Genomic DNA, 25,476 nt, shown 5'->3' with positions numbered 1-25,476 from the left:
TGCTTTATTGCCCTTGCCGCATGACCCAGGCTACCGCCTGGGCCAGGAACGGCGAGCTGTCGCCAACGCGATAGCTCATGATGACCGGGGACACGAACCCTGGCGCATCGATCGGGCAATAGCGGACATCGTCGCGATGCAGGCGCTGGATCGATGCGGGCACCAGCGTGATGCCGACACCAGCCGCCACCAGCCCTAGCGCAGTCTGCAGTTCGTTGGCTTCCTGCGCCACACGCAACTGCAGCCCTTGCGCGCGAAACAGCGATAGCAGGTGATCGGCATAGCTCGGCCGCGGTCGAGCCGGGTACAGGATGAACGGGCGCGTGGCCAGGCCTTGCGCCGTCAACGTGGCCTGGGCCGGCGCCGGCTGGCCGGCCGGCACCGCCGCGACCAGCGGCTCGGCCATTACCACTTCCTGCCGGATCGCCGGATCATTGATGACAAGGCGGCCAAAGCCCAGGTCGATGCGGCCGGACTTCAACGCCTCCACCTGCTCGACGGTAATCATCTCGGCCAGCCCGACTTCGACCTGCTGCGCCGATCCGCGCAGTTCGCGGATCAACTCCGGCAGCACCCCATACAAGACCGACGGCACGAAGCCGATGCCGAACCAGCGCTTGTCCTGCCGGCCGATGCGGCGCGTGCTCTCGATCGTTTCTTCCAGCCGCTGGGTCAGCTGCGTGGTCTGCTCCAGCAGGAAGCGGCCCGCCTCGGTCAGCCGCAGCCCGCGTCCGACACGGTCGAACAGCGCTACGCCGACCTCGTCTTCCAGCTGGCGGATCTGGCGCGAAAGCGGCGGCTGCGCCATGTGCAGGCGCTCGGCGGCGCGCGTGACATTCAATTCCTGGGCCACGACCTGGAAGTAACGCAGGTGCCGGAGTTCCATTGGCATACCTATAGGGTATTGATTGAGACATCATCGGTCTTGGACGCGGCCTGCGTCAAGCTGCATACTTCATCGACAATCCTCATTAGCCGTACATAGGTATGACAGCCACGATTACCTCGGTCGAAGCCATCCTGGTCGACCTGCCCACCATCCGGGCCCATCAACTGGCCATGGCCACCATGCAGCAGCAGACGCTGGTGATCGTGCGGCTGCGCTGCAGCGACGGCATCGAGGGCATCGGCGAGGCCACCACCATCGGCGGCCTGTCGTATGGCGACGAGAGCCCCGAAGGCATCAAGCTGGCCATCGACACTTACCTGGCGCCTGCGCTGGTGGGTGAGGATGCCACCAACGTGCACGCGGCGATGGCCCGCCTGAACAAGATCGCGCGGGGCAATCGCTTTGCCAAGTCGGCGCTGGAAACCGCGCTGCTCGATGCGCAGGGCAAGCGCCTGGGCGTGCCGCTTGCCACGTTGCTTGGGGGCGCAGTGCGCGCCACGCTGCCGGTGCTGTGGACGCTGGCCAGCGGCGATACCACGAAGGACATCGACGAAGCCGAGCGCCTGCTGGCCGAGCGCCGCCACAACACCTTCAAGCTCAAGATCGGCCGGCGCAGCGTGCGCGACGACGTGGCGCACGTGTCGGCGATCAAGCGCGCGCTCGGTGACCGGGCGCGTGTGACCGTGGACATCAACCAGGCCTGGAACGAGGCCGATGCCGCTGGCGGCATCGCCATGCTCGAAGCCGCGGGCATCGACCTGATCGAGCAGCCCACGCCGCGCGAGCAGCGCACGGCGCTGGCGCGGCTGGCGGCGCGCTTCGTGGTGCCCATCATGGCCGACGAAGCCGTGTGCGGGCCCGAGGATGCGATGGAACTCGCGCGCATCGGGGGCGCCGACGTGTTCGCGCTGAAGATCGCGAAGTCGGGCGGCATCTTCGGCATGCTGCGCACGGCCGCCGTCGGCGATGCCGCGGGCATCGCGCTGTATGGCGGCACGATGCTCGAGGGCAGCGTGGGCACGATTGCCGCGGCGCATGGCTTCTGCACGCTGCCGCAGCTGGCGTGGGGCACGGAGCTGTTTGGCCCGCTGCTGCTGAAGGATGACATCGTGGTCGAGCGGCCCACCTACCGCGACTTCAGCCTGCATCTGCCGGAAGGCCCGGGGCTGGGGCTTGCGCTCGATGAAGACAAGCTCGCGCACTACCGGCGCGATCGCGCCTGAACAACCCGACTCACAAAGAGGAACGCCATGCTTTACCTGGTCCGGATGGATGTAAACCTGCCGAACGATATGCCCGCCGCGCAGGCCGATGACATCAAGGCGCGCGAAAAGGCGTATGCCCAGCAACTGCAGCACGAAGGCAAGTGGCAGCAGCTGTACCGCGTGGTGGGCGAGTACGCCAACTACAGCATCTTCGACGTGGCCTCGCACGATGAACTGCACACGCTGTTGTCGGGCTTGCCGCTGTTCCCGTACATGAAGATCCACGTCACGCCGCTGGCCAAACACCCGTCGTCGATCCGCTGAAACGCGGTCCGGGACAAGAACAACCCGCATCGCGCGGGCTCGAAGCGAGGAGACCATGAAGACGTTGTTCCAGCGGCTGGCCTGCACCGGCCGCGCAGGCGCGCTTGCCCTGGCGGCAAGCCTTTCGTTCGCCGCACCGGCCGCGCACGCGGCCTATCCCGACCACCCGATCCGCTGGATCGTGCCGTTCCCCTCGGGCGGCGCCATGGATAACATCGCCCGCACGCTGGGCGAAGACATGTCGCGCACGCTCGGGCAGTCGATCGTGGTCGAGAACCGGCCCGGCGCTGGCGGCAATATCGGCGCCGAACTGGTGGCGCGGTCGCCGGCCGACGGCTATACGCTGATCATCGTGGCCAATGGCATGGCCGTGAACCAGGCGCTGTACGGCAAGCTGTCGTATGACCCGGTCAAGGACTTTGCGCCGGTCTCGCTGCTGGCCGTGGTGCCGAACGTGCTGGTCGCCAACAAGGCGCGCCGGCAGGAAACCACGGTCAAGGAGGTGATCGCCCACGCGAAGGTGGCGCCCGGCAAATTCACCTATGCCTCCGCGGGCAATGGCACGTCGATTCACCTGGCGGCGGAACTGTTCACGTCGATGGCTGGCGTCGATATGCTCCACATTCCGTACAAGGGCAGCGGTCCGGCCATGACTGACCTGCTGGGCGGGCAGGTGGACTACATGTTCGACAGCATCACGTCGGCCAAGCCGCAGATCGACTCCGGCAAGCTGACGCCGATCGCCGTCACCACCGCCAAGCGCTCCAGCGCGCTGCCCAATGTGCCGACCGTCGCGGAGGCAGGATTGCCCGGCTACGAGCTGTCGCCGTGGTTTGCGGCCTTCGTGCCGGCCAGGACGCCGCAGCCGGTGATCGACACGCTGAACCGCGCCATGCTTGAAGCGCTGCGCAAGCCCGCGGTGCAGAAGCGCCTGGCGCTGATCGGCGCCGAGCCGATCGGCAGTTCGCCGGCCGTGCTGCGTGACCACCTGGCCAAGGAAACCGAGAAGTGGGGTGCGCTGATTCGCCAGCGCGGCATCCGCGCTGACTGAACCCAAACCGTGCCCGCCGTGGCGGGCTGCCTGACATGACCCATTCCGATCTTCAAGCCCGCACCGGCACGGCCACCCGCGCCGGGGTGTCCATCCATTACACCATCGAGGGCGCCGCCGGCGCGCCGGTGCTGGTCATGTCCAATTCGCTGGGCACGACGCTGCAGATGTGGGACCCGCAGATGCCGGCCCTGCTCAGGCATTTCCGCGTACTGCGCTATGACACGCGTGGTCATGGGCGCTCGTCGGTGCCGGCCGAGCCGTTTGGCATGGCCGAGCTGGGTGCCGACGTGCTCGCCGTGATGGAGCATGCCGGCGTCGGGCGCGCGCATTTCTGTGGCCTGTCGATGGGCGGGATGACCGGCATGTGGCTGGCGCGGCATCACGCCGATCGCTTCGGCCGTTTTGTGCTGGCCAATACGGCCGCGTTGATCGGACCGGCGTCAGTCTGGGACAACCGCATTGCCACCGTGCAGCGCGAGGGGATGGCAGCCATCGTGCCGGGAGTGCTGGAGCGCTGGTTCACGCCGTCCTATCGCGCGTCGCACGCACAGGCCATGGCGCCAGTACGCGACATGCTCCTCGCGTGCGATCCGGCTGGCTATACGGCCAATTGCGCGGCAGTGCGGGATGCAGATCTGCGGGATGCTTTGCCCTGGATCGGGGCGAAGATGCTGGTGATTGTTGGCGAGCAGGATGCTGCCACCACGCCGGCGCAAGGCCGCGAGGTGTCGCAGGCGGTGCCGGGAGCGGAATACCTTTCGCTCGATGCGGCCCATTTGTCGAACTGGGAGTTGCCGCAGGCGTTTGTTGACGCAGTGGTCAGGTTTGTTGGCTTGAGTTGAACGGCACGGTGGCCGCCTGCTGCCACCGGTAGTGCCTCATTGCCCTCCAGGGGCATCAGCGTCGCAAGCGCCGACGCTTTCTCTTCCCCGTACGCGGCCAAAGATGCCGCGTCTCCCGTTTTCCGCAATCCCCTCAGTCGGCCAAATCATCAAAAAAATGCCCGCTCCGTCAGGAGCGGGCGCCGATTTGCAGCAAGGGAAAACACTCGGCTGCCCTGGGGGGAAGCGGAGTGACTAAAAATGTACTGGGAAATCTCGCGACCCAGTCAGTCCAAAAAGAAAACCTTTCGGACAATCGACGCACTGTTCCCTCAGCAGTTCCCGCTCCATCGCTCGCAAAAAGTGCTTCATATTGCTCTCGAATGCAACCCTGTGCCCGGATTTCGGCGCAACTGGACACGCGCTGCAATCCCGTCTGAAATTTCCGATAGGGCATTCAGCCTTTGCCCAATATCGGGCGTTCTGTAGGAAACCTACTATCCAATCAGCAAGCGGTTCCAGCCCGGACCATGCCGCCGGGGACTGCGCAGAACTGCTGGAAGACCCCCATGTGCAAAGGAGACCTGGCAATGATCAAGGTGTTGATTGCTGACGACCACCCGATCGTGCTGGGCGGCATGTGCCAGGAACTGGCGCGGGAACTCGGGATGCAGATGGTCGGGATGGCCAGGAACTCGACGGAACTGGTCCGCCTGCTGGAAACCACCGCCTGCGATGTCATCGTCACCGACTACTCGATGCCGGGCGGCGAGATCGGCGACGGGCTGCCGATGTTGCAGATCCTGCGACGGCGCTATCCGGCCACGCGAATCGTGGTGATCACCATGTTCGACAACCCCGCGCTGCTCCAGAGCATTCGCAAGACCGGCGTTTCCGTCATCCTCAGCAAGGCGGATCCGCTGCATCACCTGGTGCCCGCGATTCGCGCGGCGTTCAGTGGCCGTAGCTACTTTCCGCCGTCGCAGCACCCCATGGCGGAAGGCGAGATGGAAGCTGTCGAGCCTGGGCCGAGGCTGTCGCAGCGCGAACTCGAGGTGCTGCGCAAATGCGCCGCGGGTTTCTCGCTGGTGGAGATCGCGCGGCAGGCGAATCGCAGCAGCAAGACCATCAGCGCGCAGAAGAGCATGGCGATGAAGAAGCTCGGGCTGACCAGCGGCTTCGAGTTGTACCAGTACGCCGTCGAACACGGGCTGCTTCCGGGCGGGTAATCGCGAGAGCTTGCCTGGCTGCAACCGTCCGGATTTCCCGGGCACCTAGAAATCGCCACCGGATTAAGGGATCCCTTATTCAGGCCGCAGAGCGGCGTGAATACGATTCCACTCGTTCTGTGGCCGTGCGCCGTCATGTCGGCGCATGGCCACGAATCCAGGAGCCAGTGGGCCGCGTCAGACCGACCTGGCCCCGGTTTCGCAACTTTCCAACCTAAAGACAGATTCACAATGAATACCAAGCTCTTCACCGCACTGCTGATCGCTGGTGCGTGCATCGGCACGCCGTTTGCGCATGCATCGGATGGCACCATCACCTTCAAGGGTCAGATCACCGATACGACCTGCACCATCACGACCGGTAATGCAGGCAGCTTTACCGTGACGCTGCCCAATGTCTCCAAGACCAACCTGGCCGCCAACGGCAGCACCGCCGGCACGACGGGTTTCCAGATTGCGCTGAGCAACTGCAATCCGGCCAGTGGCAACGTCCATGCCTTCTTCGAGTCCGGCGCCAATGTGGACCCGGCCACGGGCCGCCTGGTCAACACCGATGACGTTGGCAGCGGCGGCGCGGCCAACGTGCAGATCGGGCTGCTCAACCCGTCCAATGGCAGCCTGATCTCGATCGGCGCTTCCGACGGGACCGCACAGAATTCGCTGGCCCAGCCGATCAAGTCGGATGGCACGGCGCTGCTGCCGTATGCGGCCCAGTACGTGGCAACCGGCGGCGCGGCCGCGGCCGGCTCGGTCTCGTCGAGCGTGACCTACATCCTGTCCTACCAGTAAAGCCGCGAGGCCGGAACGAGCGCCGACACCGGCGCACCTGCTCCGGCCCCGACGAAGTTTCGATGCCCAGTTACAGCCTATTCAGAAGGCGGCCCCTTGCCGCCGTCCTGCTTGCCACGCTGCTCCTGTTGAGCCTGGCAGCCGCCACCGCGGCCCGCGCTTCGGTGGTCATCGCGGGCACCCGCGTCATCTACAACGGCGCTCGCGACCGCGAGGTCACGATCAAGCTGACCAACGAAGGCAAGGCGCCCGCGCTGGTGCAGTCCTGGCTCGACAATGGTGATCCGTCAGCGCCGCCGGCAAGCATCAGCGTGCCGTTCGTGCTGACACCACCCGTCGCGCGCATCGATGCCGGCAAAGGCCAGAGCCTGCGCATCGTCTACACCGGCGAGCCGCTGCCCGCCGATCGCGAGTCGGTTTTCTGGCTCAACGTGCTCGAGGTTCCGCCCAGGCCGAGCGCCGAAGAGGCGGGGCCGAACAAGCTCCAGCTGGCGTTCCGTTCACGCATCAAGTTCTTCTACCGTCCCGCGGGGCTGAAGGGCGACGCGGGCGAAGCCCCGGCGAAGCTTGTCTGGCGCCTGGCACAGGCCGATGGCCAGCTCATGCTCGAGTGCCACAACCCGACCGCATTTCATGTCTCGGTCGTCAGCGTCGAACTGGCGGGTGGCAGCAAGCGTGCCGTCAACGATCGCGGCGTCATGGTCGGCCCCGGCGAAACCGCCCGGTTCCCGCTCAGGGGCGACGCCCCCGCTGGCCCGGACAGAAAGGTCCGCTACCACACGCTGAACGACTGGGGCGGATCGAACGACGGCGAAGCACCGCTGGCCAGCGCCAACTAGTCGTCCCCCCAAGGGCTGGCGCGTCGCGCCTGCCGGTTCCCTTTGGCCACTCCGGCCCGACAGATGCCGCTCTCTGGCAGGGCGGTGGCTGCCACAGATGTTGAGCAATCGTGATGCGAGTCAGTAGACACTACCGCCTGTTTCCTCCGCGCCTGTGCCCGCTCTGCGTGGTGGCGTTGTCGCTGTTTGCCGCGTCGTCAGGCCGTGCGGCCACGGCGGGCTCGGCAAATATCGAATTCAATGACGAATTCCTGCGGCAGCCCGGAGGCACCAGGCTGGACGTCTCGCGCTTCAACCAGGGCAACGTGCCGCTGCCGGGCACCTATCGGGCAGACCTGCAGGTCAATGGCGCGTGGCTGGGCATGGTGGAGGTCGAGTTGCGCCAGACCGGCGCCGATATCCGCAATGTCCAGCCTTGCTTTGACCGTACACTGCTCGACCGCGCTGGCGTGGACATCACGCGCCTTCCGCCGGAAGCTGCCGATCGCCTGGCCCGCCTGACCGCCACGGATTGCCTGACCTTGCCGGAACTGGTGCCGGGCGCGAGCGCCGGGTTCGACAACGGCGAGCAGCGGCTGGAGCTGACCGTGCCCCAGTCCTTCATGAACCGCAGTGCGCGCGGCTACGTTGACCCGCGCTACTGGGACGAAGGCGTCAACGCCGCGCGCCTGCAGTACAACGCCAGCGTCTATCACACGGACAGCAGCGGGATGTCATCGACCCAGGGCTATGTCGGCCTGAATGCCGGCGTCAATGTGGGCGCCTGGCGGTTCCGGCACTACGGCAGCCTCTCGTATGATTCGGTCAACGGCAACCGCTACCAGTCCATCCAGACCAGCCTGCAGCGCTCCATCGTACCGTTGCGCAGCCAGCTCGTGATCGGCGATGCCTTTACCGATGGCGCGATGTTCGACAGCTTCGGCTTTCGCGGCGTGCAACTCGCCACGGACGACCGCATGCTGCCCGAATCCCAGCGTGGCTATGCGCCGACCATCCGCGGCATTGCCAGCAGCAATGCGCGCGTGCAGGTGCGCCAGAACGGCAACATCATCTACGAGACCACGGTCGCGCCCGGCGCTTTCGAGATCGACGATCTCTACGCGACCGGCTACGGCGGCGATCTGGAGGTGCTCGTGACCGAGGCGGATGGCAGCGTGCGTGCCTCGGCGGTGCCTTACGCGCCCGTGGTCAACGCGCTGCGCCCCGGGGTGTGGCGTTATGGCGTGACATCGGGCCAGTACCGGAACACGGGCGTCCATGACACGCCGCTTTTCATGCAGGCGACGGTCCAGCGCGGCATCTCCAACCTGTTCACGGGCTATGGGGGCGTGCTGGCAGCCGAGAACTATCTCTCGTTCGTCGCAGGCATGGCGCTGAACACGCAATATGGCGCGTTCGGGGCCGACATCACGCAGGCGAACACGCGGCTGGTCAACCAGCCGGACCGCAGCGGCCAGAGCGTGCGCCTGTCCTACAGCAAGCTGGTGGCGCCGACGCGTACCAACGTGACGCTGGCCGCCTACCGGTACTCGACCAGCGGCTTCCTGAACTTTGCCGATGCCGTGGCGATGCGCAGCCAGGACAGTTCGACCACGGACCTGCTGCTGCGCGGCATCCGGCGCGGACGCCTGCAGATGACCGTGAGCCAGAGCCTGCCGGCCGGCTACGGCAATGTCTACCTGTCCGGCTCGACCCAGGACTACTGGAACCGCGGCGGCCGCGATACCCAGTTCCAGGCCGGCTACAACAACAGCTACAAGCGCGTGAGCTACGGGGTCTCGGCAACCCGGCAGATCAACCTGGGCAGCGGCAAGTGGGAGAACCGGATCATGCTGACCGTGGGCGTGCCGCTGGGCAAGGCGGCGCAGGCCCCTTATGCCATGACAAGCCTGCAGAGGGATTCGTCGGGCGTCACGGGCGTGCAGGAATCGGTGACCGGCACGCTCGGCGTCGACAACAACCTGACCTATGGGCTGAACGCCAGCCATTCCAGCGGCGGCGACAGTGCCGTATCCAACAGCGTCTCTGCCAATGCCGGCTATGTTTCGCCAGTGGCGACGCTGACCGCCAATGCGGGCCGAAGCAATGGCTACAGCCAGCTTGGCGCGGGGATATCGGGCGGCATCGTGGCGTACGCCGGCGGCGTGACATTCATGCCGGTGCTGGGCGACACCGTGGCCGTCATCGAGGCCGACAACGCCGCGGGCGCGCGCGTCACGAACGCCAATGGCCTGCGGGTTGACCCGTGGGGCCATGCCGCGGTGCCGAACCTGATGCCGTTTTCGCGCAACCAGATCGAGATCGACCCGAAGGACCTGCCGCTCAACGTGGAACTGCGCTCCACCATGCAGCAAGTCGCGCCGACGTCCGGCGCTGTGGTCCGCGTGCGTTTCGAAACCGGCACCGGTGGCCAGATTGCCATCCTGCGCGTGCGTACCGCCGACGGCAAGCCGCTGCCGTTCGGAGCCGAGGTGTCCGATATCGACGGAAAACTGGCCGGCACCGTTGGCCAGGACGGACGCCTGATCGCGCGGGGACTCCGGCAGAGGACGGGGGTGCTGACGGCGAAGTGGGGGGCGCAGAGCGCCGACAGCTGTTCATTCCCCTATGCGCTGCCGGCCCCAGCCGACTCGCCGCGCACCGGATTGCCGTTTGCCGAAAGCGTGTGTGGCGATCACCCGCCCACGATCGAAAGCGCGGATGCCTCGTCGCAGATGCGCAAGGAGTTGAAAAATGAAATGGTCCGATAACCGGGGAGGCCTGAAGGCGGCCCTGCATGGCATTCTGGTTTTCCTCTTGCTGCTTGCTGCGCAAGCGGCTCGTGCCAACTGCACTGCGACGCCGTCCATGCCATACCTGCAGACAATGAACAATATGGCGGTGGTCACCACATTGCCAGTGGGCAGCACGATACCAGGCACAGTGCGCAACTACACCTTCAGCGGAACCTGTGACAACGTTCCGCCCCATGTGGTGCCCGGCGCCCAGATCATCGCCTGCTACTACGGCTCCGGCACAGAAGGGCCGGCCGGTGTCTATTCGACCGGCGTTCCCGGCATAGGCATTCGCTTGCGCAACGCGGCGGGGCAGGCCATCACCAATGCGTCGAGCGTCTGGTGCAACACGACGGGGGAGGGATTGGGCAACTTGAACGCCGATATGACCTACTCGGTTTCGGTATCCATCGAGTTCGTCAAGACAGGCCCGATCTCCGGCGGCACGCTGGACCCGATGCAGACGCGTTTCGGCTTTGGCGTCTACGAGGGTTCGACCGCCGGGGCACTGGGTGGTGGCGGCGTCAACTACATCGGCTTCAGCGGGAGTGCGGTCCCGCGGCCGATCACATGCAACGTGAACTATCCCGCAACCGTCACGCTGCAGCCCGTGCGCGCGGCAGATCTGCGGCCCGCGGGCGCCACGGCAGGCACCGTGCCTTTCGCGATCAGCGTTACGTGCGACACCGCGGCCAACGTCGGTATCACCTTTGACGGTGCTCCCGGCACGCCTGTGCAGGCTGCCGCTTCGGGCGTGCTGGGCCCGTCAAACGCTGGCGCCCCGGGAGCTGCCACCGGCGCCGGCTTCCAGATCGTGAGCAGCGGTAACAATCAGCCCGTGCCGCTGCAGACGCGTAATCCGTTGGGAAGCATTCAGGCAAACATACAGGCCTCATACAACTACGCCGTCCGGTACATCGGCCTGAACAACGGCCTCCCGATCACCGCAGGGGCGTTGACCAGCGCGGCGACCTTCACGTTCGATTACCAGTAGGCCAGCCGTTCACTTCTTCAGCCGATACGCGAGCTGCGGCCGCGTGATGCCAAGCATGCGCGCCGCCGACGACAGGTTGCCACGCGTCGTGTCAATGGCGAGCTGCATCAGCCGCCCCTCGATCTGCGGCAGCGATACCTGCTGGTCCAGCAGCTTCTGGAGCAGGGCGTCCGCATCCTCGGCCGCTTCGGCATCCGGCGCCTGCTGGCTGGCGAACAGGTGGGCGGTGTCGATCAGCCCCGCCGCCGGTGCCAGCAGCACGCCGCGCTCGATCATGTTTTCCAGTTCGCGGATATTGCCCGGCCACTGGTATTGCATCAGCGCGTCGCGTGCACGCTGGCTCAGCCCGCGCACCTGCTTCTGGTAGCGGGCGTTGAAGCGCTGGATAAACGCCTGCGCAAGTTCCGGGATATCCTCGCGCCGTTCGCGCAGCGCCGGGATGGTGACGGGGTAGGTGCTGATCCGGTAGAACAGGTCGGCGCGAAACTGCCCTTGCCGGATCGCCTGTGCCAGGTTGACGTTAGTGGCCGCAATCAGCCGCACATCGATCTTGCGGGTCTCGACGCCGCCAAGCCGCTCGACCTCCGCGTTCTGCAGCACGCGCAGCAGCTTGACCTGCGCCGACAGCGGCAGGTCGCCGATCTCGTCCAGGAACAGCGTGCCGCCGTGCGCGCGCTCGAAGCGGCCGGGGCGCGACTGCTGCGCGCCGGTGTAGGCGCCTTTTTCAACGCCGAATAACTCGGACTCGATCAGCTCGTGCGGGATCGCCGCGCAGTTCACGGCAATGAACGGCTGTTCGCTGCGCGGGCCGTGGTCATGCAGCCAGCGCGCGAACATCTCCTTGCCGGCGCCGGTTTCTCCGGTGAGCAGTACTGTGATATGGCTGTCGGCCGCGGCCGATAGCAGGCCGAAGGCTTCGCGGAACGCCGGGGATTGGCCGATCAGGTTGCCCTGGCTGGCGCCGCACAGGGTCTCGCGCAGCGTGCTGACTTCCTGCTGCAGCGTGAGCAGGTCGCTGATGACCGAGTCGGGCTCGAAGTACTTCAGGTAGTCAGGGTCGTCCCAGGCCTCGGCCGGCTTGCCGACGATGCGGCATAGCGCATCGAGGCGGCGCTGGCACTCGGTTTCCTTGTAGATGACCAGCCGGTCCATGAAGGTGCTGCTGTAGCCCGACGCGTAGCCGAGCTGCACCCAGCAGCCGCCTTCCTCGCGGCTCAGTTCCTCGTTGTAGGGTGCTTCGCCTTCCCAGGAGTCCTGCCAGAGAAACTCGCCATAGAAATGGCCGGTGTCGCGGTCGATTTCCAGCCGCACCGGGTCCACGCGCGTCACGCCTTCCAGCATGTGCAGTTGCGGGCCAAGCAGGAACGCGTCGTTGGGCGAGGTCTCGAGTTCCTCCTTGCGTTCGCGCTTGACCATCTCGGCATCGCGCATGCCCTGCGCGTAGCCCATGCGGATCAGCAAGCCCTTGCCGCGTTCCAGGCCCAGCGTATCGAGGATCTCCTTGCGCAGGTAGCTCAGGGCCTCGGTGTGCATCAGCACCATGCGGGAATCGCCGAGCCGTATCTGTGCGGCCTTGGGGTCGATCGTCAGCAGCGAAGCCAGGTCGAATGGCGGCTGCTTGGGGGGCGCGATCATCTCCATCTCCAGAATGCCTGCGGGCGCGAATCGATCCGGAGAGGAACGTCCTTGGCCTCGGTTTTTCCGTAGCCTAACACGCGGTTTCGGGAGCCGAGCAAGCAAGGGGATTCCCCCGTCGACAGCATGGTGCACCGCAATATCCGTGGATTTGATCATTTGGTGAAAACAGGCTTAATCCCCTCATCAAATCATCAAGCGGGTGCGCCGTGGCAACGCCTCGGAATTTCCCGCAATCCCTTGTGCCATGCGGCTTGGCAGCCGGTGGCACGGCCTTCGCTATATGTCTCCACACCAGAACCATGCACACCCACCGATGTGCATCGCAGCAGGAGCGAGACATGACCACACCGTTTGTCCATGCCAACGTCCCGGCCCGCGGACGTGCCCAGCCCTACGTCCGGGTGACCGCGCGCGATGAACACTGGGTCGAGTTCGAGTTCTCGCTCGGCGACCCGGCGCTCTACGTGGAGCTGGTCATGCGCCCCGACCAGTTCTCCGCGTTCTGCGCCACGCAGTGCGCCATCACGGTGCCGCACCTGCTGGGCCGCGCACTGGAATTCGAGCGCGACAAATGGAGCGAAACCGTGGCCTGACGCCGCGGCCGATCCGAACACCACAAGGGAGACAGGAGCAACCCACCATGCAAATCGATATCCGTACCGATAGCGTCAGTCCGATCCGCCAGACCTTCGCCAACCTGCAACGGCGACTGGGCGCCGACAAGCCGGCCAGCCGCTACCAGGAGGCGATGTACGACCTGCAGCCGGAGACCAGCTTCCACTACCGCCCGCTGTGGCAGCCGCAATACGAGCTCTACGATGCGCGCCGCACGCAGGTGGTCATGCGGGACTGGTACGCGCTGAAGGATCCGCGCCAGTTCTATTACGGCACCTACGTCAACGCCCGTGCGCGCCAGCAGGACGCGATGGAGAAGAACCTGGATTTCGTCGAAAAGCGCGGTCTGCTGGCATCGCTGCCGGCGCACCTGCGTGAACTGCTGACGCTGGGCGTGGTGCCGCTGCGCCATGTCGAGTGGGCAGCGAACATGAACAACGCCGCGATCACGGCCTATGGCTATGGCTCGGCCATCACCGAAGCCGCCATGTTCCACACCATGGATCGCCTTGGCATTGCGCAGTACCTGACCCGCATCGGCCTGCTGGCCGGCGACAAGGCGGCGGTCGACGCCGCCAAGACGGCATGGATGGAGGACCTGGCCTGGCAGCCGTTGCGCCATGCGATCGAAGACCTGATCGTGCGTGACGACTGGTTCGAATTGCACGTGGCGCAGAACCTCGTGATGGACGGACTGCTTTATCCGCTGGTCTACCAGCGCCTGGATGCGCGCCTGCCCGCCGAAAGCCCCGCGTTCTCGCTGGTCACCGACTTCATGACCGCCTGGTATGCCGAGACCACGCGCTGGGTCGATGCAACGGTGAAGACAGCCGCGCAGGAATCGCCCGCGAATGCCGGCGTGATCGCGGGCTTCGCATTCGCGTGGCTCGACCGCTTCCAGCACGCGCTGGCGCCGCTGGTACGCCGCCTGTTCGCCGAGGAAGCGGATGCGGTGCTCGGCGAAACAGTCGCCGCGCTGGACAAGCGCCTTGCCGGGCTCGGGCTGGCCCGTGCCGCCGGCGCCGCCGCATGAACCCGGGAAAAACGCCATGACCGCACAGATCGTATTCATCGCCCTGCAGGCCAACGAAGAGATGCGTCCCGTCATCGACGCAATCGAGGCCGACAACCCGCACGCCACCATCAACCGCTATCCGGCCATGGTCAAGATCGACGCACCCGGGCGCCTGGAAATCAATCGCGCCAGCGTGGAAGAGCGCATCGGCCGCGCGTGGGACGTGCAGGAACTGCAGCTCGGCCTGATTTCGCTGGCCGGCAATATCGACGAAACCGAAGACCAGTTCGTGCTGGCCTGGCATTGAGCCGCAAGCCGAACCGCAAGAACACAGGAGACAAGGACATGACCACCGCCACTGCAATCGCCACCGCCGCGCGGCAGGCTACCCGGCCCAAGCTGTCACTCAAGGAGAAGTACGCGATCCTCACGCGCGACCTGGGCTGGGAGACCACCTACCAGCCCATGGATGCCGTATTCCCGCACGACAAGTTCGAAGGCATCGTGATCCATGACTGGGACGGCTGGGAAGACCCGTTCCGCCTGACCATGGATGCGTACTGGAAATTCCAGTCCGAGAAGGAGCGCAAGCTGTACGCGATCATCGACGCGTTCCAGCAGAACAATGGCCAGCTCAATGTCACCGACGCGCGCTACGTCAACGCGCTCAAGCTGTTCCTGACCGGCGTGTCGCCGCTGGAGTATGCGGCGCACCGCGGCTTTGCCATGGCCGGCCGCACGCTGCGCGGCGTGGGCGCGCGCGTGGCGTGCCAGATGCAGTCGATCGACGAGCTGCGCCACTGCCAGACGCAGATCCACACCATCAGCCACTACAACAAGTACTTCAACGGCTTTTCCGACTGGCGCCACCTGCATGACCGGCTGTGGTACCTGTCGGTGCCGAAGTCGTACTTCGAGGATGCCATGACGGCTGGGCCGTTCGAGTTCATCACGGCGATCTCGTTTTCGTTCGAGTACGTGCTGACCAACCTGCTGTTCATGCCCTTCATGTCGGGCGCGGCCTACAACGGCGACATGGCCACGGTGACCTTCGGCTTCTCCGCGCAGTCCGATGAATCGCGCCACATGACGCTGGGCCTCGAAGTGGTGAAGTTCATGCTGGAACAGGACCCGGCCAATCGCCCGATCATCCAGAAGTGGATCGACAAGTGGTTCTGGCGCGGTTACCGGCTGCTTACGCTGGTGGCGATGATGATGGACTACATGCTGCCCAAGCGCGTGATGAGCTGGAAGGAAGCCTGGGAGATCTACTTCGAGCAGAACGGCGGCGCGCTGTTCGCCGACCTGGCGCGCTACGGGATCCGCATGCCCAAGTATCACGAGCAGGCCGCGAAGGAGAAGGACCACCTGTCGCACATCGCCTGGTCGATCTTCTACAACTTCAACCACGCCGCGGCGATCCACACCTGGGTGCCGGAGCCTTCGGAAATGACGTGGCTCGCCGAGAAGTACCCCGACAGCTTCGACAAGCACTACAAGCCGCGCTTCGATTACTGGCAGCAGCAACAGCAGGCGGGCCAGCGCTGGTACAACCCCGGCCTGCCGATGCTGTGCCAGGTGTGCCAGATCCCGATGGCGTTCACCGAGCCCGACGACCCGACGCAGATCTGCTATCGCCAGGCCGAGCATGAGGGCGACCACTACCACTTCTGCTCGGACGGCTGCCGCGACATCTTCGTCGACGAGCCCGAGAAGTACGTACAGGCCTGGCTGCCAGTGCACCAGATCTTCCAGGGCAACTGCGGCGGCGCGACGCTGCCCGAGGTGCTCGACTGGTACCACCTGAGCCCCGCGGACCGCGGCGACTTCGCCGATTCGCAGGACCGCGCCAACTGGGAGCGCTGGACCGGTGCAGCAGGCACGCCGGCAGCGGAGCAGGGTGGCAGCGCGCCGTGCTGCGACCACGGACACGACTGAACCCCACACCGGAGACCACCATGCCAGTCATCGCACTGAATCCCGGCTACGCGGGCGAAACCCGCGACCGTATCGAGAACTTCCACGGCAACCAGCTGGTGTATTTCGGCTGGGACCAACACCTGCTGTTCTGCAGCCCGTTCACATTGCCGCTGCCGCCCGACATGCCGTTCGGCGCCCTGGTCAGCGATGTCATCACGCCGTTGCTGACCGCCCACCCGGAAGGTGCAGCCATCGACTGGACACAAGTGCAGTGGCTGCGCGGCAACGAGCCGTTCGCGCCGGACGCGTCCGCCAGTCTCGCGGCAAACGGCCTTGGGCACAAGTCGCTGCTGCGCCTGCGCACGCCAGGCCTGAGCGGCATTGGCGGCTCCTGCAACTGACGCTGTCGCACAAGGCAACACGGAGGCTGACATGACCTACCAACTGACCATCGAACCACTCGGCCAGACCATCGACATCGAAGAGGGCCAGACCGTGCTCGACGCGTGCCTGCGCGCGGGCGTTTGGCTGCCGCATGCTTGTGGCCACGGCCTGTGCGGAACTTGCAAGGTGCAGACCCTGCAAGGCGAACTCGACCATGGCGAGGCCTCGCCGTTCGCGCTGATGGATTTCGAGCGCGACGAAGCGAAGTGCCTGGCCTGCTGCGCCACGCCGATGTCGGACATGGTGATCGAAGCAGACATCGAGCCCGACCCCGACGCCCAGTGCCTGCCGCTGCTGGACTTCACTGCGGAAGTGGCCCGCATCGACGCGCTCACGCCAACCATCAAGGGCGTGTTCCTGCGCATCGAAGGCGAGCCGCTCCAGTTCCAGCCGGGGCAGTACGTCAATGTGTGGATCGGCAAGGAGGCGACGCCGCGCGCATTCTCGATTGCCAGCGCTCCTGCGGCGGGCGAGATCGAGCTGAACATCCGCCTGGTCCCCGGCGGCAGTGCGACCACCTATGTGCATGAGCAGTTGCAGGTCGGCGAACGCCTGCAACTCTCCGGCCCGCTGGGCCGCTTCTTCGTGCGCAAGAGTGATCCGCGGCCGCTGGTGTTCATGGCCGGCGGCTCGGGGCTGTCGAGCCCGCGCTCGATGATCCTCGACCTGCTGGCATGCGGCGATCCGCGCGAGATCGTGCTGGTGCAAGGCGCGCGCAATGCCGGCGAGCTGTATTACCGCGAAGCATTCGAGGCGCTCGCGCAGCAGCACGACAACTTCACCTACCTGCCGGTGCTGTCCGGCGAGCCCGAGCAAAGCGCGTGGAGCGGCGAACGCGGCTATGTCCACGACCTGGCGGGGCGCCACTTCAGCCACGACTTCCGCGGCTGGCGCGCCTACCTGTGCGGGCCGCCGCCAATGATCGAGGCCTGCATCGCCACGCTGATGCAGGGCCGGCTGTTCGAGAAAGACATCTTCACCGAGAAGTTCCTGTCGGCGGCCGACGCGAGCCAGGCCACCCGCAGCCCGCTGTTCCGCTCGCTTTGACATCGGCAACGTTCCCCATATCACTTTACCCACAAGGCCATAGGAGACAACCATGGACAAGATCGCCATCGACGCCGTACTGAACCGCATCGAAGAAACCACCGGCCAGGATGCCAACCCGCGCATCGCCGCGATCGTGCACCGGATGGTGCGCGACCTGTTCCACATGATCGAGGATCTCGACATCCAGCCCGAGGAGTTCTGGGCCGGCCTCAACTACCTGGCCGAGGCGGGCCGCAGCGGCGAGCTAGGGCTGATCGCGCCCGGCCTGGGCTTCGACCACTTCCTGGACCTGCGCATGGACGAAGCCGAGGCGCGCGCGGGCATTAGCGGCGGCACGCCGCGCACCATCGAGGGCCCGCTGTACGTGGCCGGCGCGCCGGTCGCGCAGGGCGAAGCCCGGCTTGACGACGGCACCGACGACGGCGAGGTGCTGGTGATGGAAGGTCGGGTATTCGACGAAACCGGCAAGCCGCTGCGCAATGCGAACGTAGAGGTCTGGCATGCGAATTCGCTGGGCAACTACTCGTACTTCGATCCGACCCAGAGCGCGTTCAACCTGCGCCGTACCATCGTCACCGACAGCGAAGGGCGCTATCGCCTGCGCAGCATCGTGCCGGTGGGCTACAGCGTGCCGCCGGGCGGCGCCACCGACCGCCTGCTCAAGACGCTCGATCGCCACGGCACGCGCCCGGCCCATATCCACTTCTTTGTCTCGGCGCCGGGCCACCGCAAGCTGACCACGCAGATCAACATCGACGGCGACCCGTATCTGTGGGACGACTTCGCCTTTGCCACGCGCGAAGGGCTGGTGCCGCCGGTAACGCGCATCGACGACGCGGCCGCGATGCAGGCGCTCGGCGTCGACAAGCCGTTTTCGCTGATCCGCTTCGACTTCACGCTGCATGCCGACAACGCGGGCGCCCCGCAGGCCGAAGTCGCTCGCCGGCGGGCGGTGGCAGCGATGTAAAAGGGCGCCGGTCCCGAGGAGGATTTTCGTTGGCTCCGCACCAACAGGACAAGGCAGCGGCGCCGTCGGAAAATCATCGGGTCCGGCAACTATCCAGCCTCGTCGCGCAAGGCGTGGTGTACCACTCACAAATCGCAGTGCAAGGCGGACGAACCAAGCGGCAATGGGCCGGTTAGCGCACAAGGCCTCGGTATTGGCCGGAAAATTGCTTCTCCTCGTGTGTGAAGCCACTCGCACAGTCTGGAGGTGCCATGCACGCGCGCATCACTGCTCACAAGGGGATTCTGGTTGTCGAACTGGTGCAGAACCAGGTGACGGAGGACGGCGGCCGTTCAAGCGCGGACAAGCTGCGCAACCTGGGCACGATTGTCCATGACACGCGACGCTATCTCGGCGTGTCGAACGAAGCGCTGGCATTGCTGAAGGTCGTCAAGCGCGGCCTCGACCGCATCGGCGATTTCGCCTGGTTCCGAAGCGACGATGGCATGGATCATTTTGCCTGGCTTGGCGGCCCCAAGCGGCTGGTCGATCCGAAGGAAGTGGCGACGGCCCGCACTTACGAGATCCTTGCGCACCGGGTCATTCCGAACGAGGTCCCCGAGGGCGCAAAGGCTGCCATCGAAGCGAACTTCTGAACGCCAGAGCGGCGGCAGGATTTTCATCCTGCCGCCGCCCTGGCACCTCCGCTCCCCTGTTTGAGCCTGGCCTTATTTCACGCAGGCCAGATTGACTGCGAGCCCGCCCCAACCGGTGGCCTGGTTGGTGTTGAGCTGCACCTGCAGCTTGTCGCCATGGTTGACGGTTCCTGCCGGCATTTGCTGGCTGCAGCTTTGCTGCCCGTTGCTGATCCGGCAGCTCAGGTTGTCCACCGCGGTGCTCGTCGCACCCGCCCCCGAACCCGTGACCTTGTAAACCGCCATGGTGAGGCTTCCGGTCGGCTTGCCGAGCGTGGACGCGGTCAGCGTGACGCTGGTGCAGTCATAAGGAATCACGACGGCGAAGTCCGACGGCAATGCCACCGCCCCCCCAGCACCCGTCATGACATACAACCCGCGGCTGAGCGAGTCCGGCACGTTGAAGTTGCCGTTGTAGACGGTCGGTACGGTAGCGCCCGTGGTCGGCCAGTGGCCACCGGCCTTGGGCCCATACAGCGTGCCGGTCGATGTATCGAAGTAGAAGTCGCCATCGACGCCGATACTGTCGGTGGGCGCACCACTGCCGTAGATCACATGGCCGCCATTGCCGACAGGGGTGCCTCCGGTGCCGCCAGTGCCGCCACTGCCACTGCCGGGCTGGCCGGCCAGCACCACGCCTGCGGGCCATTGGCCGTTGACCTTGGGTCCGTAGAGCGTCCAGGTATCGGTGTCGAGGTAGTAGTCGCCATTGGCGCCGATATCGTTGCCCGGCGCCCCGTGGCCAGTCAGGACCGTGCCGCTACCGCTTCCCGATGAACCGCCAGCCAGCGGCACGCCCGGTGGCCAGGTGCCATCGGCCTTGGGCCCGAACAGCGTCCCGGTCGAGGTGTTGATGTAGTAATCGCCGTTATTGCCAACGCTACTGTCCGGGTCCACCGAGCCGGTCAGGAGCGTGCTGCCGGCGGTACCGGTATTGCCCGGCGCGCCCGTATCGCCCTTGGCTCCCGGAGATCCGGCGACCGCAACGCCTGGAGGCCACGCGCCGTTTGCCTTGGGCCCGAACAGCATCCCGGTGGTGGTGTTCACGTAGAAATCCCCGTCCTTGCCGATATCCGGCCCCGGATCGGTGGTGCCTGACAGTAAGGCGCTGGTGGACGCAGTCGGCGTCGTCACAGGTGCGGTGTTGCTGGAGCCTGGAGCCGCCGTGATAGCGGTCGGCGCCGAGTCGCCACCGCCTCCGCCGCAACCGGCAACAACGATGGCCAGGCATGCAAGTGGCACGACTCCCAATTTCACGTGGATGTTTTTCATGACGCTCCCCGGATTGTGCGAATGATCGAAGTTCGATGGCACTTCTTCGATGCCAGCGATGCGTTCAATCTAGTCGCGCGACAGGGAGGCGGAAATACGCTCTATGGACGAGCCGCGCATGGTCCGAAGTGCTGACCACCGGTATGGAAAAGTCGCGTTTTCCCAGGGAATAGTCGTGGTTTTCCGCTCGACACACCGACTGCCGATGGAGGCCGATCAAGCAACCCCACGAAGGGGGATAGCAAAAGTGTGAGTCAGAACTGAAACGGGTGGTCGGGGAAGGTGGGGGCCAGCACCATTGACCGGCATATCAACGCTTGGCAACGGCCCGGTCGATCGCGTGAAGCAGGTCTTCGGTATGGACCATCAACTCACGCACCTGCCGCAGCGTCGAATACTGGTTTAGCACCGTTTTCCAGCGCTCGGCTTCCAGCAACGGAAGCCAGAGCGGTTCAAGGTCCCCGGCATCCGCAGGCTCGTTTGCCGCGAGGTGGCTGGCGAATGCAAGGCTCTCGTCCGCCGACAGGAGTTGCATGCGACTCGCCGCGCCGAGCAGGCGCGGGGCCGTCTCGGCGCGGGCGTCGCAGCAATAGAGCACCGTGCGCGTCAGGTCGGGCGCACCGGCACAGAGCGCGCCAAGAGCGGCGCCGCGCAGGCGCACCGTTCCCTCGTGGGAGGCGAACGCATAAGCCGCACCGTCCTTAGCGTGCGCAAGCAGGCGCAGGCCGCGCAGCAAGCGCGGGAAGTCCGTGGTCGCCGCGTCAACGGACGCCTTGACCTCGACTAGCAGGCAGACATCCCAGGCAGGCAGGCCATCGACCGGAACAGACCGGCGCAGCAAGACCACGTCCCATTCGGTCTTTGCGCGTTCATGGCTGGCGGGAATCGAAGCCGGGACGCGCAGCGAAGTCACGACGCGATAGCGCGCACCGTCGCCTTCCGCCTCGTTCAGGCGCTGCGCGAGGATCTGGAGCGCTTGCGCCGCCAGGGCCTCGGCGCCGGCCCCGCGTTGCTGCGCTGAAACGCCCTGGGCAACCGCTGTCGCGCTTCCCGGGCGGGGACCGACGCGACCCCACAGCGAAGCGTACCGACGCACCAGCTCATCCGCTTGCAGGGCCTCGATGCGCTGCAAGCGCTGCAGGGCAGGGTTGTCCAGCAGCCGCGTCAGCGCGTGCGCAATGGGCGAGCCGTTCTCGCTATTCGCCGCATCGATGAGGCGTTGGGCGATGCCGCGCAGCGATGACCATGAGGAAGCTGTCGCCGACGCATGAAGGTCCGCCAACGCTTCACGCTGGCGGCCTGGCGCCATGCGTTGTTGCCGGTTCGGATGCGCCACGGCGTTCACGGCAGCAAGGACCGCGCGCCGGTCACCCTCCGCGCGCGCCGACAGCGATGCGAACTCGCGCACCGGCGCGGCGCGGTGCCGAAGTACCATGGCCTGGAAGACCGGGTCGCCGGAATCGGGGTGAATGGCTTCGCGGATCATGTCCGCGAGCGCGTCGGCAAACTGGCGCTTCAGCGAGCCGTCCGGCAACTTGCCGTGGGCCAGAGACAGTCGCGCCTGCTCGATGGCGATCGCGACCCGCTCCGCGGGGCGGGCTTCGCGGATCTGGCCCGATGGAACGGGCGTCTCAGGCACCTCGTAGCGCCGGGTGACGGTGCGCAGGATTTCATCGAGGAGGGGCGGGGATGGCGTTGCGGTGATCACGGTGGCGACAGGGAGAATCAGGGAGAATGCGCTGCATGGTTTGCGTTGCCGTTCCCATTCGGCCTGGCGCGGGAGTCGCGGCAAGCGTCAGGATAGCCGGTTCGCGCCGCCCCGTCGTCCGGACCCGCCTCGTTCGATCATCTTCCTGCCATGCGACGCAGATCCACCAGCCTGTCGAACGTTTCCCCATCCAGCAATCCAAGTTCGATGGCCGCCGCGCGGGGCGTGATCCTGCTGCGCGCAGCGTGGCGGGTAATGGCGGCCGCCTGGTCGTATCCGATGACCGGATTCAGCGCCGTAACGGCCAGCAAGGGGCTCTGCAGGTCCCGGTCCAGCCGTTCGCACGCCGGCTCAATGCCTGGGATCAGGCGCGTGGCCACCACGTTCGCGCTGTCTGCCAGCAGCCGGATCGACTGCAGCACGTTGTAGACCAGCACGGGCTTCGCGACATTCAGCTCGAAGTTGCCGGAGCAGGCCGCCATGGTCACCGCCACGTGGTTGCCCGGCACCTGCATGGCCGCCTGCACCATGACTTCCGCGATGGTCGGATTGCGCTTGCCCGGTATGATGGACGACGTCAGCCCGTCTTCCGGTAGCAGCAGTTCGCCAAACCCCGAATTCGGGCCGGAGCTCATCCAGCACAGGTCGTGCATGACCGACGGAAAGCTGTCGTTGGAGGACTGCGAGGCATTCACGTGGTCGTTCGGATGAACGGGCGATCTGGTGCCCAGCGGCTGCCCCAGCCGTTCGTTGGCCCGGTTGGCGATGACCTCATTGGCATTCATGTTGGTCTGCGTGCCGGAACCAGTCTGCCAGATCGTCAGCGGAAAATGGTCGTCGAAGCGGCCGCTGCGCAGTTCCGCGGCGGCGGCGACGATGGCGTCGCCGAGCGGGGCATCGAGCACGCCACAACGCAGATTGGACTGAGCGACGGCCATCTTGTGCAGGCCGAAAGCATGGATCAGGCAGCCGGGGAAGCGTTCCTCCTCTTCCGCGACGCTTTCGGCGCCAAGAAAATGCGAGCCATCTGATCGGGCTCGCTAATATGTTCGAACATGTTGAGCATTAAATATGTTCGAACATATTTATGAGGCAAGGGTTTACCCATGAACCGATTTCCATGACAACGGATGTAGTCGGAACCCAGATGAGCAGAACCAACTCGGCGGAGATCGCCAGGCAACTTCGTGACGGCATCGCAGGCGGCCAGTTTCCCGTCGGGTCGCTGCTGCCCACGGAGTTCGAGCTATGCGAGCAGTTCAACGCGAGCCGCTACACGATCCGCGCGGTGCTGCAGGAATTGCAGGACCAGGGCCTGGTGTCGCGGCGCAAGAACGTGGGCACGCGGGTGGAGGCGTCGCGGCCCAAGGCGAAATTCCGGCCCACGCTGGCGTCGGTCGACGATCTGGTCCAGTTCGGGGTCGAACACTCGCGCCGGGTGCAATCGGTGCAGACCGTCAGCGTGGCGGGGGAACTCGCGCGCGACATCGGCTGTGCGGAAGGCTCGCCGTGGCTGCGGATCTCCAGCATCCGCCTGGACGAAGGGCCTGCCGCCTCGCCGATGGCGTGGACGGACATCTATATCGACCCGGCCTACACGGACATTGGCGAGCTGGTGACCACGTCACCGGAGCTGGTCAGTACGCTGATCGAGTCGCGCTATGGCCGGCAGATCGCCGAGATCGAACAGGACGTGCGCGCCTCGACGCTTGCGGACGCGCGTATCGCCAAGGGGCTCGGGCTGGAGGAGGGCGCAGCCGTGCTCAAGATCCTGCGCCGCTATCTGGACGCGGCCGGCGAAGCGTTCGAGTTCTCGGTGACGGTGCACCCCGCGGACAGCTTCTCGCTGTCGATGCGGCTAAAGCGCTCGACCGGATAAACGACGCCACCGCGGCAAGATCGTCGTCCATCGAATTCCGGTCTCTCCGCAAAGTCCTATCCTTGAAGGACGAGGGTATTGGACGCATCGCCGGGCCGCGCTCGCGCCACGCGCGAGGCGCCTCGCCAGCGTTGCGGTACAGGCAGCAGGACGGTGGCGAGATGAACTGGGTTCACGCATGGATTGTCGTATGCAGCCTGATGACGGGCTGTGTATCGACGGGCGTCGACGTCATGCCGGAACAACTGGAGAACTTCCTTCCGGGATTTACCACCATCGGCGACGTGACCGGACAACTTGGCGCACCGACATCCCGGGCGGCCTTGAGCAATGGGGCGCTCATACTGGTCTATTCGTTTGCGACCTCAAAGCCTCACGCGGAGAGTTTTATTCCGTTCATCGGCCCGCTGTTCTCGGGGGGCGAGATCCGATCGTCGACTGTCCTGTTCGAGTTCGACCAGGATGGCGTGCTCAGGAGCCAGCGCAGGACGACATCACTCGGCGCGTCCGGGCTGACTGTATTGCCGCATTAAGGGAGCGCCAGCAAAGGCGCTTGCATCCCAGGCATGGACATCAACGGTAGCCGTGCCCGTGGCCCCAGTACCCGCGGGAACCATGGTAGCCGTCGTAGTATCCGCCACCGTACGGCACCACGACACAGCCGCCGAGCAGTGTGGAAAGGGAAATCAGCAGCGCGACAATGACCTTCATGACAACCCCGCAACGATGACAAAGACGGAGAGGCCAGGCGGGCCTTGCAGCCCACCGGCGCTCTCCACAAAGCTCCTGTACGCGAACGGCGTTGCCACGGCAAGCCGCTGGCAACGGACCTCCGGCTCGCGCCAGGCGGAGCGGCTTACTGCTTCTTCGTCTTGTCGGTATTGGCGGTGGTTGTCGCTTTCACCGTGTCGGTCGGCGTGCCTGGTTTCGCCGCATCCGCGTTGGCCTTCGCCTGGGTGGCGTCCCGCTTCGCATCCGCCTGCGCTTTAGTCTTGCTTGCGTGGGAATGGGCAGCCCCCATCTTGGCGGACTTGTGGTGCGTATCCTTGGCGGACTTGTGGTGCATATCCGTGGCGGCGGACTTGCCGGCACCAGCTTTGACGTCAGCCTTGGCCTGGTCTTGCGTCGCCCCTGCCTGTGGCTGAGTCGTCGAAGCTGGCACACCCGTCTGCGCGAAGACGGTACCGACAAGGGCTGCAGAGGCGAGGGCAGCGAACAGCTTCTTCATGGCGTAACTCCTGAGGGGTTTTTGAAGCGCGGCAATTTGCCGTGCTTGTCCCCTACAACGGCACCGTCCGAAGCCAGGATGACGCGGAACTCGTGACAATCCGTAAGTATTGAAACAGGCCGAACCGATTCGCATCAGGCCGCTCCCT

At 65.4% G+C, this 25,476-nt stretch carries 25 protein-coding genes and 1 pseudogene; 19 read left to right on the top strand and 7 right to left on the bottom strand.

The window, feature by feature from the left end:
* Window positions 1-4 precede the first annotated feature (4 nt).
* The gene (locus ACIGJB_RS08415) at window positions 5-886 is read right to left on the bottom strand and encodes a LysR family transcriptional regulator (RefSeq protein WP_483732224.1); all 882 of its coding nucleotides are present in this window, start codon (window positions 884-886) and stop codon (window positions 5-7) included.
* A gap of 101 nt (window positions 887-987) precedes the next feature.
* Here ACIGJB_RS08415 and ACIGJB_RS08410 point away from each other — a divergent pair, with 101 nt between their 5' ends.
* The 9 genes from ACIGJB_RS08410 to ACIGJB_RS08370 all read left to right on the top strand — a co-directional run bounded on the left by ACIGJB_RS08410 (window position 988) and on the right by ACIGJB_RS08370 (window position 10,918).
* Window positions 988-2,112, top strand: a complete 1,125-nt coding sequence (locus tag ACIGJB_RS08410) for a muconate/chloromuconate family cycloisomerase (RefSeq protein WP_483732223.1) — start codon at window positions 988-990, stop codon at window positions 2,110-2,112.
* A 27-nt stretch (window positions 2,113-2,139) separates the two neighbouring features.
* Window positions 2,140-2,418, top strand: a complete 279-nt coding sequence (gene catC / locus ACIGJB_RS08405; RefSeq protein WP_276100453.1) for a muconolactone Delta-isomerase — start codon at window positions 2,140-2,142, stop codon at window positions 2,416-2,418.
* A 55-nt stretch (window positions 2,419-2,473) separates the two neighbouring features.
* On the top strand, window positions 2,474-3,469 hold the full coding sequence (locus tag ACIGJB_RS08400) for a tripartite tricarboxylate transporter substrate binding protein (RefSeq protein WP_483732222.1): 996 nt from the start codon (window positions 2,474-2,476) through the stop codon (window positions 3,467-3,469).
* A gap of 35 nt (window positions 3,470-3,504) precedes the next feature.
* The gene (gene pcaD, locus ACIGJB_RS08395; protein WP_483732221.1) at window positions 3,505-4,314 is read left to right on the top strand and encodes a 3-oxoadipate enol-lactonase; all 810 of its coding nucleotides are present in this window, start codon (window positions 3,505-3,507) and stop codon (window positions 4,312-4,314) included.
* Between the two features lie 569 nt (window positions 4,315-4,883).
* Entirely contained in the window at window positions 4,884-5,522 is a 639-nt protein-coding gene (locus ACIGJB_RS08390; RefSeq protein ID WP_483732220.1) for a response regulator, read from the top strand.
* Between the two features lie 231 nt (window positions 5,523-5,753).
* Window positions 5,754-6,311 (top strand): fimbrial protein, encoded by a 558-nt coding sequence (locus ACIGJB_RS08385; RefSeq protein ID WP_483732219.1) that lies wholly within the window; start codon window positions 5,754-5,756, stop codon window positions 6,309-6,311.
* A gap of 62 nt (window positions 6,312-6,373) precedes the next feature.
* Window positions 6,374-7,150: a fimbria/pilus periplasmic chaperone gene (locus ACIGJB_RS08380; RefSeq protein WP_483732218.1), complete on the top strand. Its 777-nt coding sequence runs from the start codon at window positions 6,374-6,376 to the stop codon at window positions 7,148-7,150.
* A gap of 113 nt (window positions 7,151-7,263) precedes the next feature.
* Window positions 7,264-9,900, top strand: a complete 2,637-nt coding sequence (locus tag ACIGJB_RS08375; protein WP_483732217.1) for a fimbria/pilus outer membrane usher protein — start codon at window positions 7,264-7,266, stop codon at window positions 9,898-9,900.
* Between the two features lie 97 nt (window positions 9,901-9,997).
* Window positions 9,998-10,918: a fimbrial protein gene (locus ACIGJB_RS08370; protein ID WP_483732216.1), complete on the top strand. Its 921-nt coding sequence runs from the start codon at window positions 9,998-10,000 to the stop codon at window positions 10,916-10,918.
* 9 nt (window positions 10,919-10,927) lie between these two features.
* Here the strand turns inward: ACIGJB_RS08370 and ACIGJB_RS08365 are convergent, their stop codons facing one another.
* Entirely contained in the window at window positions 10,928-12,553 is a 1,626-nt protein-coding gene (locus ACIGJB_RS08365; RefSeq protein WP_483732215.1) for a sigma 54-interacting transcriptional regulator, read from the bottom strand.
* A 341-nt stretch (window positions 12,554-12,894) separates the two neighbouring features.
* Here ACIGJB_RS08365 and ACIGJB_RS08360 point away from each other — a divergent pair, with 341 nt between their 5' ends.
* The 8 genes from ACIGJB_RS08360 (at window position 12,895) to ACIGJB_RS08325 (ending at window position 19,202) form a co-directional block, all read left to right on the top strand.
* Window positions 12,895-13,149, top strand: coding sequence for a phenol hydroxylase subunit (locus ACIGJB_RS08360; protein ID WP_483732214.1), 255 nt, complete (start codon window positions 12,895-12,897; stop codon window positions 13,147-13,149).
* A 47-nt stretch (window positions 13,150-13,196) separates the two neighbouring features.
* Window positions 13,197-14,204 carry an aromatic/alkene monooxygenase hydroxylase subunit beta gene (locus ACIGJB_RS08355; RefSeq protein ID WP_483732213.1) on the top strand — a complete coding sequence of 336 codons (1,008 nt, stop codon included), beginning with the start codon at window positions 13,197-13,199 and terminating at the stop codon, window positions 14,202-14,204.
* Between the two features lie 16 nt (window positions 14,205-14,220).
* Window positions 14,221-14,493, top strand: coding sequence for an MmoB/DmpM family protein (locus tag ACIGJB_RS08350; RefSeq protein WP_483732212.1), 273 nt, complete (start codon window positions 14,221-14,223; stop codon window positions 14,491-14,493).
* 38 nt (window positions 14,494-14,531) lie between these two features.
* Window positions 14,532-16,124, top strand: a complete 1,593-nt coding sequence (locus tag ACIGJB_RS08345) for an aromatic/alkene/methane monooxygenase hydroxylase/oxygenase subunit alpha (protein ID WP_483732211.1) — start codon at window positions 14,532-14,534, stop codon at window positions 16,122-16,124.
* Between the two features lie 20 nt (window positions 16,125-16,144).
* Window positions 16,145-16,507 carry a phenol hydroxylase subunit P4 gene (locus ACIGJB_RS08340; protein ID WP_483732210.1) on the top strand — a complete coding sequence of 121 codons (363 nt, stop codon included), beginning with the start codon at window positions 16,145-16,147 and terminating at the stop codon, window positions 16,505-16,507.
* Window positions 16,508-16,538: 31 nt separating this feature from the next.
* Window positions 16,539-17,597, top strand: coding sequence for a 2Fe-2S iron-sulfur cluster-binding protein (locus ACIGJB_RS08335; RefSeq protein ID WP_483732209.1), 1,059 nt, complete (start codon window positions 16,539-16,541; stop codon window positions 17,595-17,597).
* A 52-nt stretch (window positions 17,598-17,649) separates the two neighbouring features.
* Entirely contained in the window at window positions 17,650-18,567 is a 918-nt protein-coding gene (catA, locus tag ACIGJB_RS08330) for a catechol 1,2-dioxygenase (protein ID WP_483732208.1), read from the top strand.
* 251 nt (window positions 18,568-18,818) lie between these two features.
* The gene (locus tag ACIGJB_RS08325) at window positions 18,819-19,202 is read left to right on the top strand and encodes a hypothetical protein (protein WP_483732207.1); all 384 of its coding nucleotides are present in this window, start codon (window positions 18,819-18,821) and stop codon (window positions 19,200-19,202) included.
* A 72-nt stretch (window positions 19,203-19,274) separates the two neighbouring features.
* On the opposite strand, the gene ACIGJB_RS08320 is transcribed toward ACIGJB_RS08325, so the two are convergent.
* The 3 genes and pseudogenes from ACIGJB_RS08320 to ACIGJB_RS08310 form a co-directional block, all read right to left on the bottom strand.
* Window positions 19,275-20,513, bottom strand: a complete 1,239-nt coding sequence (locus tag ACIGJB_RS08320) for a hypothetical protein (RefSeq protein ID WP_483732206.1) — start codon at window positions 20,511-20,513, stop codon at window positions 19,275-19,277.
* Between the two features lie 310 nt (window positions 20,514-20,823).
* Complete coding sequence (locus ACIGJB_RS08315) at window positions 20,824-22,218, bottom strand: 3-deoxy-D-arabino-heptulosonate 7-phosphate synthase (protein WP_483732284.1); 1,395 nt, start codon at window positions 22,216-22,218, stop codon at window positions 20,824-20,826.
* Window positions 22,219-22,358: 140 nt separating this feature from the next.
* A pseudogene (locus ACIGJB_RS08310) lies at window positions 22,359-23,207 on the bottom strand (lyase family protein); the annotation flags it as partial.
* 161 nt (window positions 23,208-23,368) lie between these two features.
* Between ACIGJB_RS08310 and ACIGJB_RS08305 the strand changes: the two are divergent.
* Together ACIGJB_RS08305 and ACIGJB_RS08300 are read left to right on the top strand one after the other, a co-directional pair.
* Window positions 23,369-24,100: a GntR family transcriptional regulator gene (locus tag ACIGJB_RS08305; protein ID WP_483732205.1), complete on the top strand. Its 732-nt coding sequence runs from the start codon at window positions 23,369-23,371 to the stop codon at window positions 24,098-24,100.
* Window positions 24,101-24,261: 161 nt separating this feature from the next.
* The gene (locus ACIGJB_RS08300; protein ID WP_483732204.1) at window positions 24,262-24,633 is read left to right on the top strand and encodes a hypothetical protein; all 372 of its coding nucleotides are present in this window, start codon (window positions 24,262-24,264) and stop codon (window positions 24,631-24,633) included.
* A 40-nt stretch (window positions 24,634-24,673) separates the two neighbouring features.
* On the opposite strand, the gene ACIGJB_RS08295 is transcribed toward ACIGJB_RS08300, so the two are convergent.
* Together ACIGJB_RS08295 and ACIGJB_RS08290 are read right to left on the bottom strand one after the other, a co-directional pair.
* Entirely contained in the window at window positions 24,674-24,811 is a 138-nt protein-coding gene (locus ACIGJB_RS08295; RefSeq protein ID WP_483732203.1) for a hypothetical protein, read from the bottom strand.
* Between the two features lie 145 nt (window positions 24,812-24,956).
* A complete protein-coding gene (locus ACIGJB_RS08290) occupies window positions 24,957-25,328 on the bottom strand; it encodes a hypothetical protein (RefSeq protein WP_483732202.1) in 372 nt (123 codons plus the stop codon).
* Window positions 25,329-25,476 lie beyond the last annotated feature (148 nt).

Source organism: Cupriavidus sp. C2SS-8b, assembly GCF_057073745.1.
This window is presented reverse-complemented; position numbering and strand designations above follow the sequence as displayed.

What these genes read in the sequence shown, in the direction of transcription:
- ACIGJB_RS08355 (WP_483732213.1), top strand. Translation starts at nt 13,197, where the DNA reads ATGCAAATCGATATCCGTACCGATAGCGTCAGTCCGATCCGCCAGACC.
- catC (WP_276100453.1), top strand. Translation starts at nt 2,140, where the DNA reads ATGCTTTACCTGGTCCGGATGGATGTAAACCTGCCGAACGATATGCCC.
- ACIGJB_RS08305 (WP_483732205.1), top strand. Translation starts at nt 23,369, where the DNA reads ATGAGCAGAACCAACTCGGCGGAGATCGCCAGGCAACTTCGTGACGGC.
- ACIGJB_RS08345 (WP_483732211.1), top strand. Translation starts at nt 14,532, where the DNA reads ATGACCACCGCCACTGCAATCGCCACCGCCGCGCGGCAGGCTACCCGG.
- ACIGJB_RS08375 (WP_483732217.1), top strand. Translation starts at nt 7,264, where the DNA reads ATGCGAGTCAGTAGACACTACCGCCTGTTTCCTCCGCGCCTGTGCCCG.
- ACIGJB_RS08415 (WP_483732224.1), bottom strand. Translation starts at nt 886, where the DNA reads ATGGAACTCCGGCACCTGCGTTACTTCCAGGTCGTGGCCCAGGAATTG.
- ACIGJB_RS08400 (WP_483732222.1), top strand. Translation starts at nt 2,474, where the DNA reads ATGAAGACGTTGTTCCAGCGGCTGGCCTGCACCGGCCGCGCAGGCGCG.
- ACIGJB_RS08350 (WP_483732212.1), top strand. Translation starts at nt 14,221, where the DNA reads ATGACCGCACAGATCGTATTCATCGCCCTGCAGGCCAACGAAGAGATG.
- ACIGJB_RS08290 (WP_483732202.1), bottom strand. Translation starts at nt 25,328, where the DNA reads ATGAAGAAGCTGTTCGCTGCCCTCGCCTCTGCAGCCCTTGTCGGTACC.
- catA (WP_483732208.1), top strand. Translation starts at nt 17,650, where the DNA reads ATGGACAAGATCGCCATCGACGCCGTACTGAACCGCATCGAAGAAACC.
- ACIGJB_RS08340 (WP_483732210.1), top strand. Translation starts at nt 16,145, where the DNA reads ATGCCAGTCATCGCACTGAATCCCGGCTACGCGGGCGAAACCCGCGAC.
- ACIGJB_RS08360 (WP_483732214.1), top strand. Translation starts at nt 12,895, where the DNA reads ATGACCACACCGTTTGTCCATGCCAACGTCCCGGCCCGCGGACGTGCC.
- ACIGJB_RS08380 (WP_483732218.1), top strand. Translation starts at nt 6,374, where the DNA reads ATGCCCAGTTACAGCCTATTCAGAAGGCGGCCCCTTGCCGCCGTCCTG.
- pcaD (WP_483732221.1), top strand. Translation starts at nt 3,505, where the DNA reads ATGACCCATTCCGATCTTCAAGCCCGCACCGGCACGGCCACCCGCGCC.
- ACIGJB_RS08335 (WP_483732209.1), top strand. Translation starts at nt 16,539, where the DNA reads ATGACCTACCAACTGACCATCGAACCACTCGGCCAGACCATCGACATC.
- ACIGJB_RS08325 (WP_483732207.1), top strand. Translation starts at nt 18,819, where the DNA reads ATGCACGCGCGCATCACTGCTCACAAGGGGATTCTGGTTGTCGAACTG.
- ACIGJB_RS08390 (WP_483732220.1), top strand. Translation starts at nt 4,884, where the DNA reads ATGATCAAGGTGTTGATTGCTGACGACCACCCGATCGTGCTGGGCGGC.
- ACIGJB_RS08300 (WP_483732204.1), top strand. Translation starts at nt 24,262, where the DNA reads ATGAACTGGGTTCACGCATGGATTGTCGTATGCAGCCTGATGACGGGC.
- ACIGJB_RS08295 (WP_483732203.1), bottom strand. Translation starts at nt 24,811, where the DNA reads ATGAAGGTCATTGTCGCGCTGCTGATTTCCCTTTCCACACTGCTCGGC.
- ACIGJB_RS08365 (WP_483732215.1), bottom strand. Translation starts at nt 12,553, where the DNA reads ATGATCGCGCCCCCCAAGCAGCCGCCATTCGACCTGGCTTCGCTGCTG.
- ACIGJB_RS08370 (WP_483732216.1), top strand. Translation starts at nt 9,998, where the DNA reads ATGCCATACCTGCAGACAATGAACAATATGGCGGTGGTCACCACATTG.
- ACIGJB_RS08385 (WP_483732219.1), top strand. Translation starts at nt 5,754, where the DNA reads ATGAATACCAAGCTCTTCACCGCACTGCTGATCGCTGGTGCGTGCATC.
- ACIGJB_RS08410 (WP_483732223.1), top strand. Translation starts at nt 988, where the DNA reads ATGACAGCCACGATTACCTCGGTCGAAGCCATCCTGGTCGACCTGCCC.
- ACIGJB_RS08320 (WP_483732206.1), bottom strand. Translation starts at nt 20,513, where the DNA reads ATGAAAAACATCCACGTGAAATTGGGAGTCGTGCCACTTGCATGCCTG.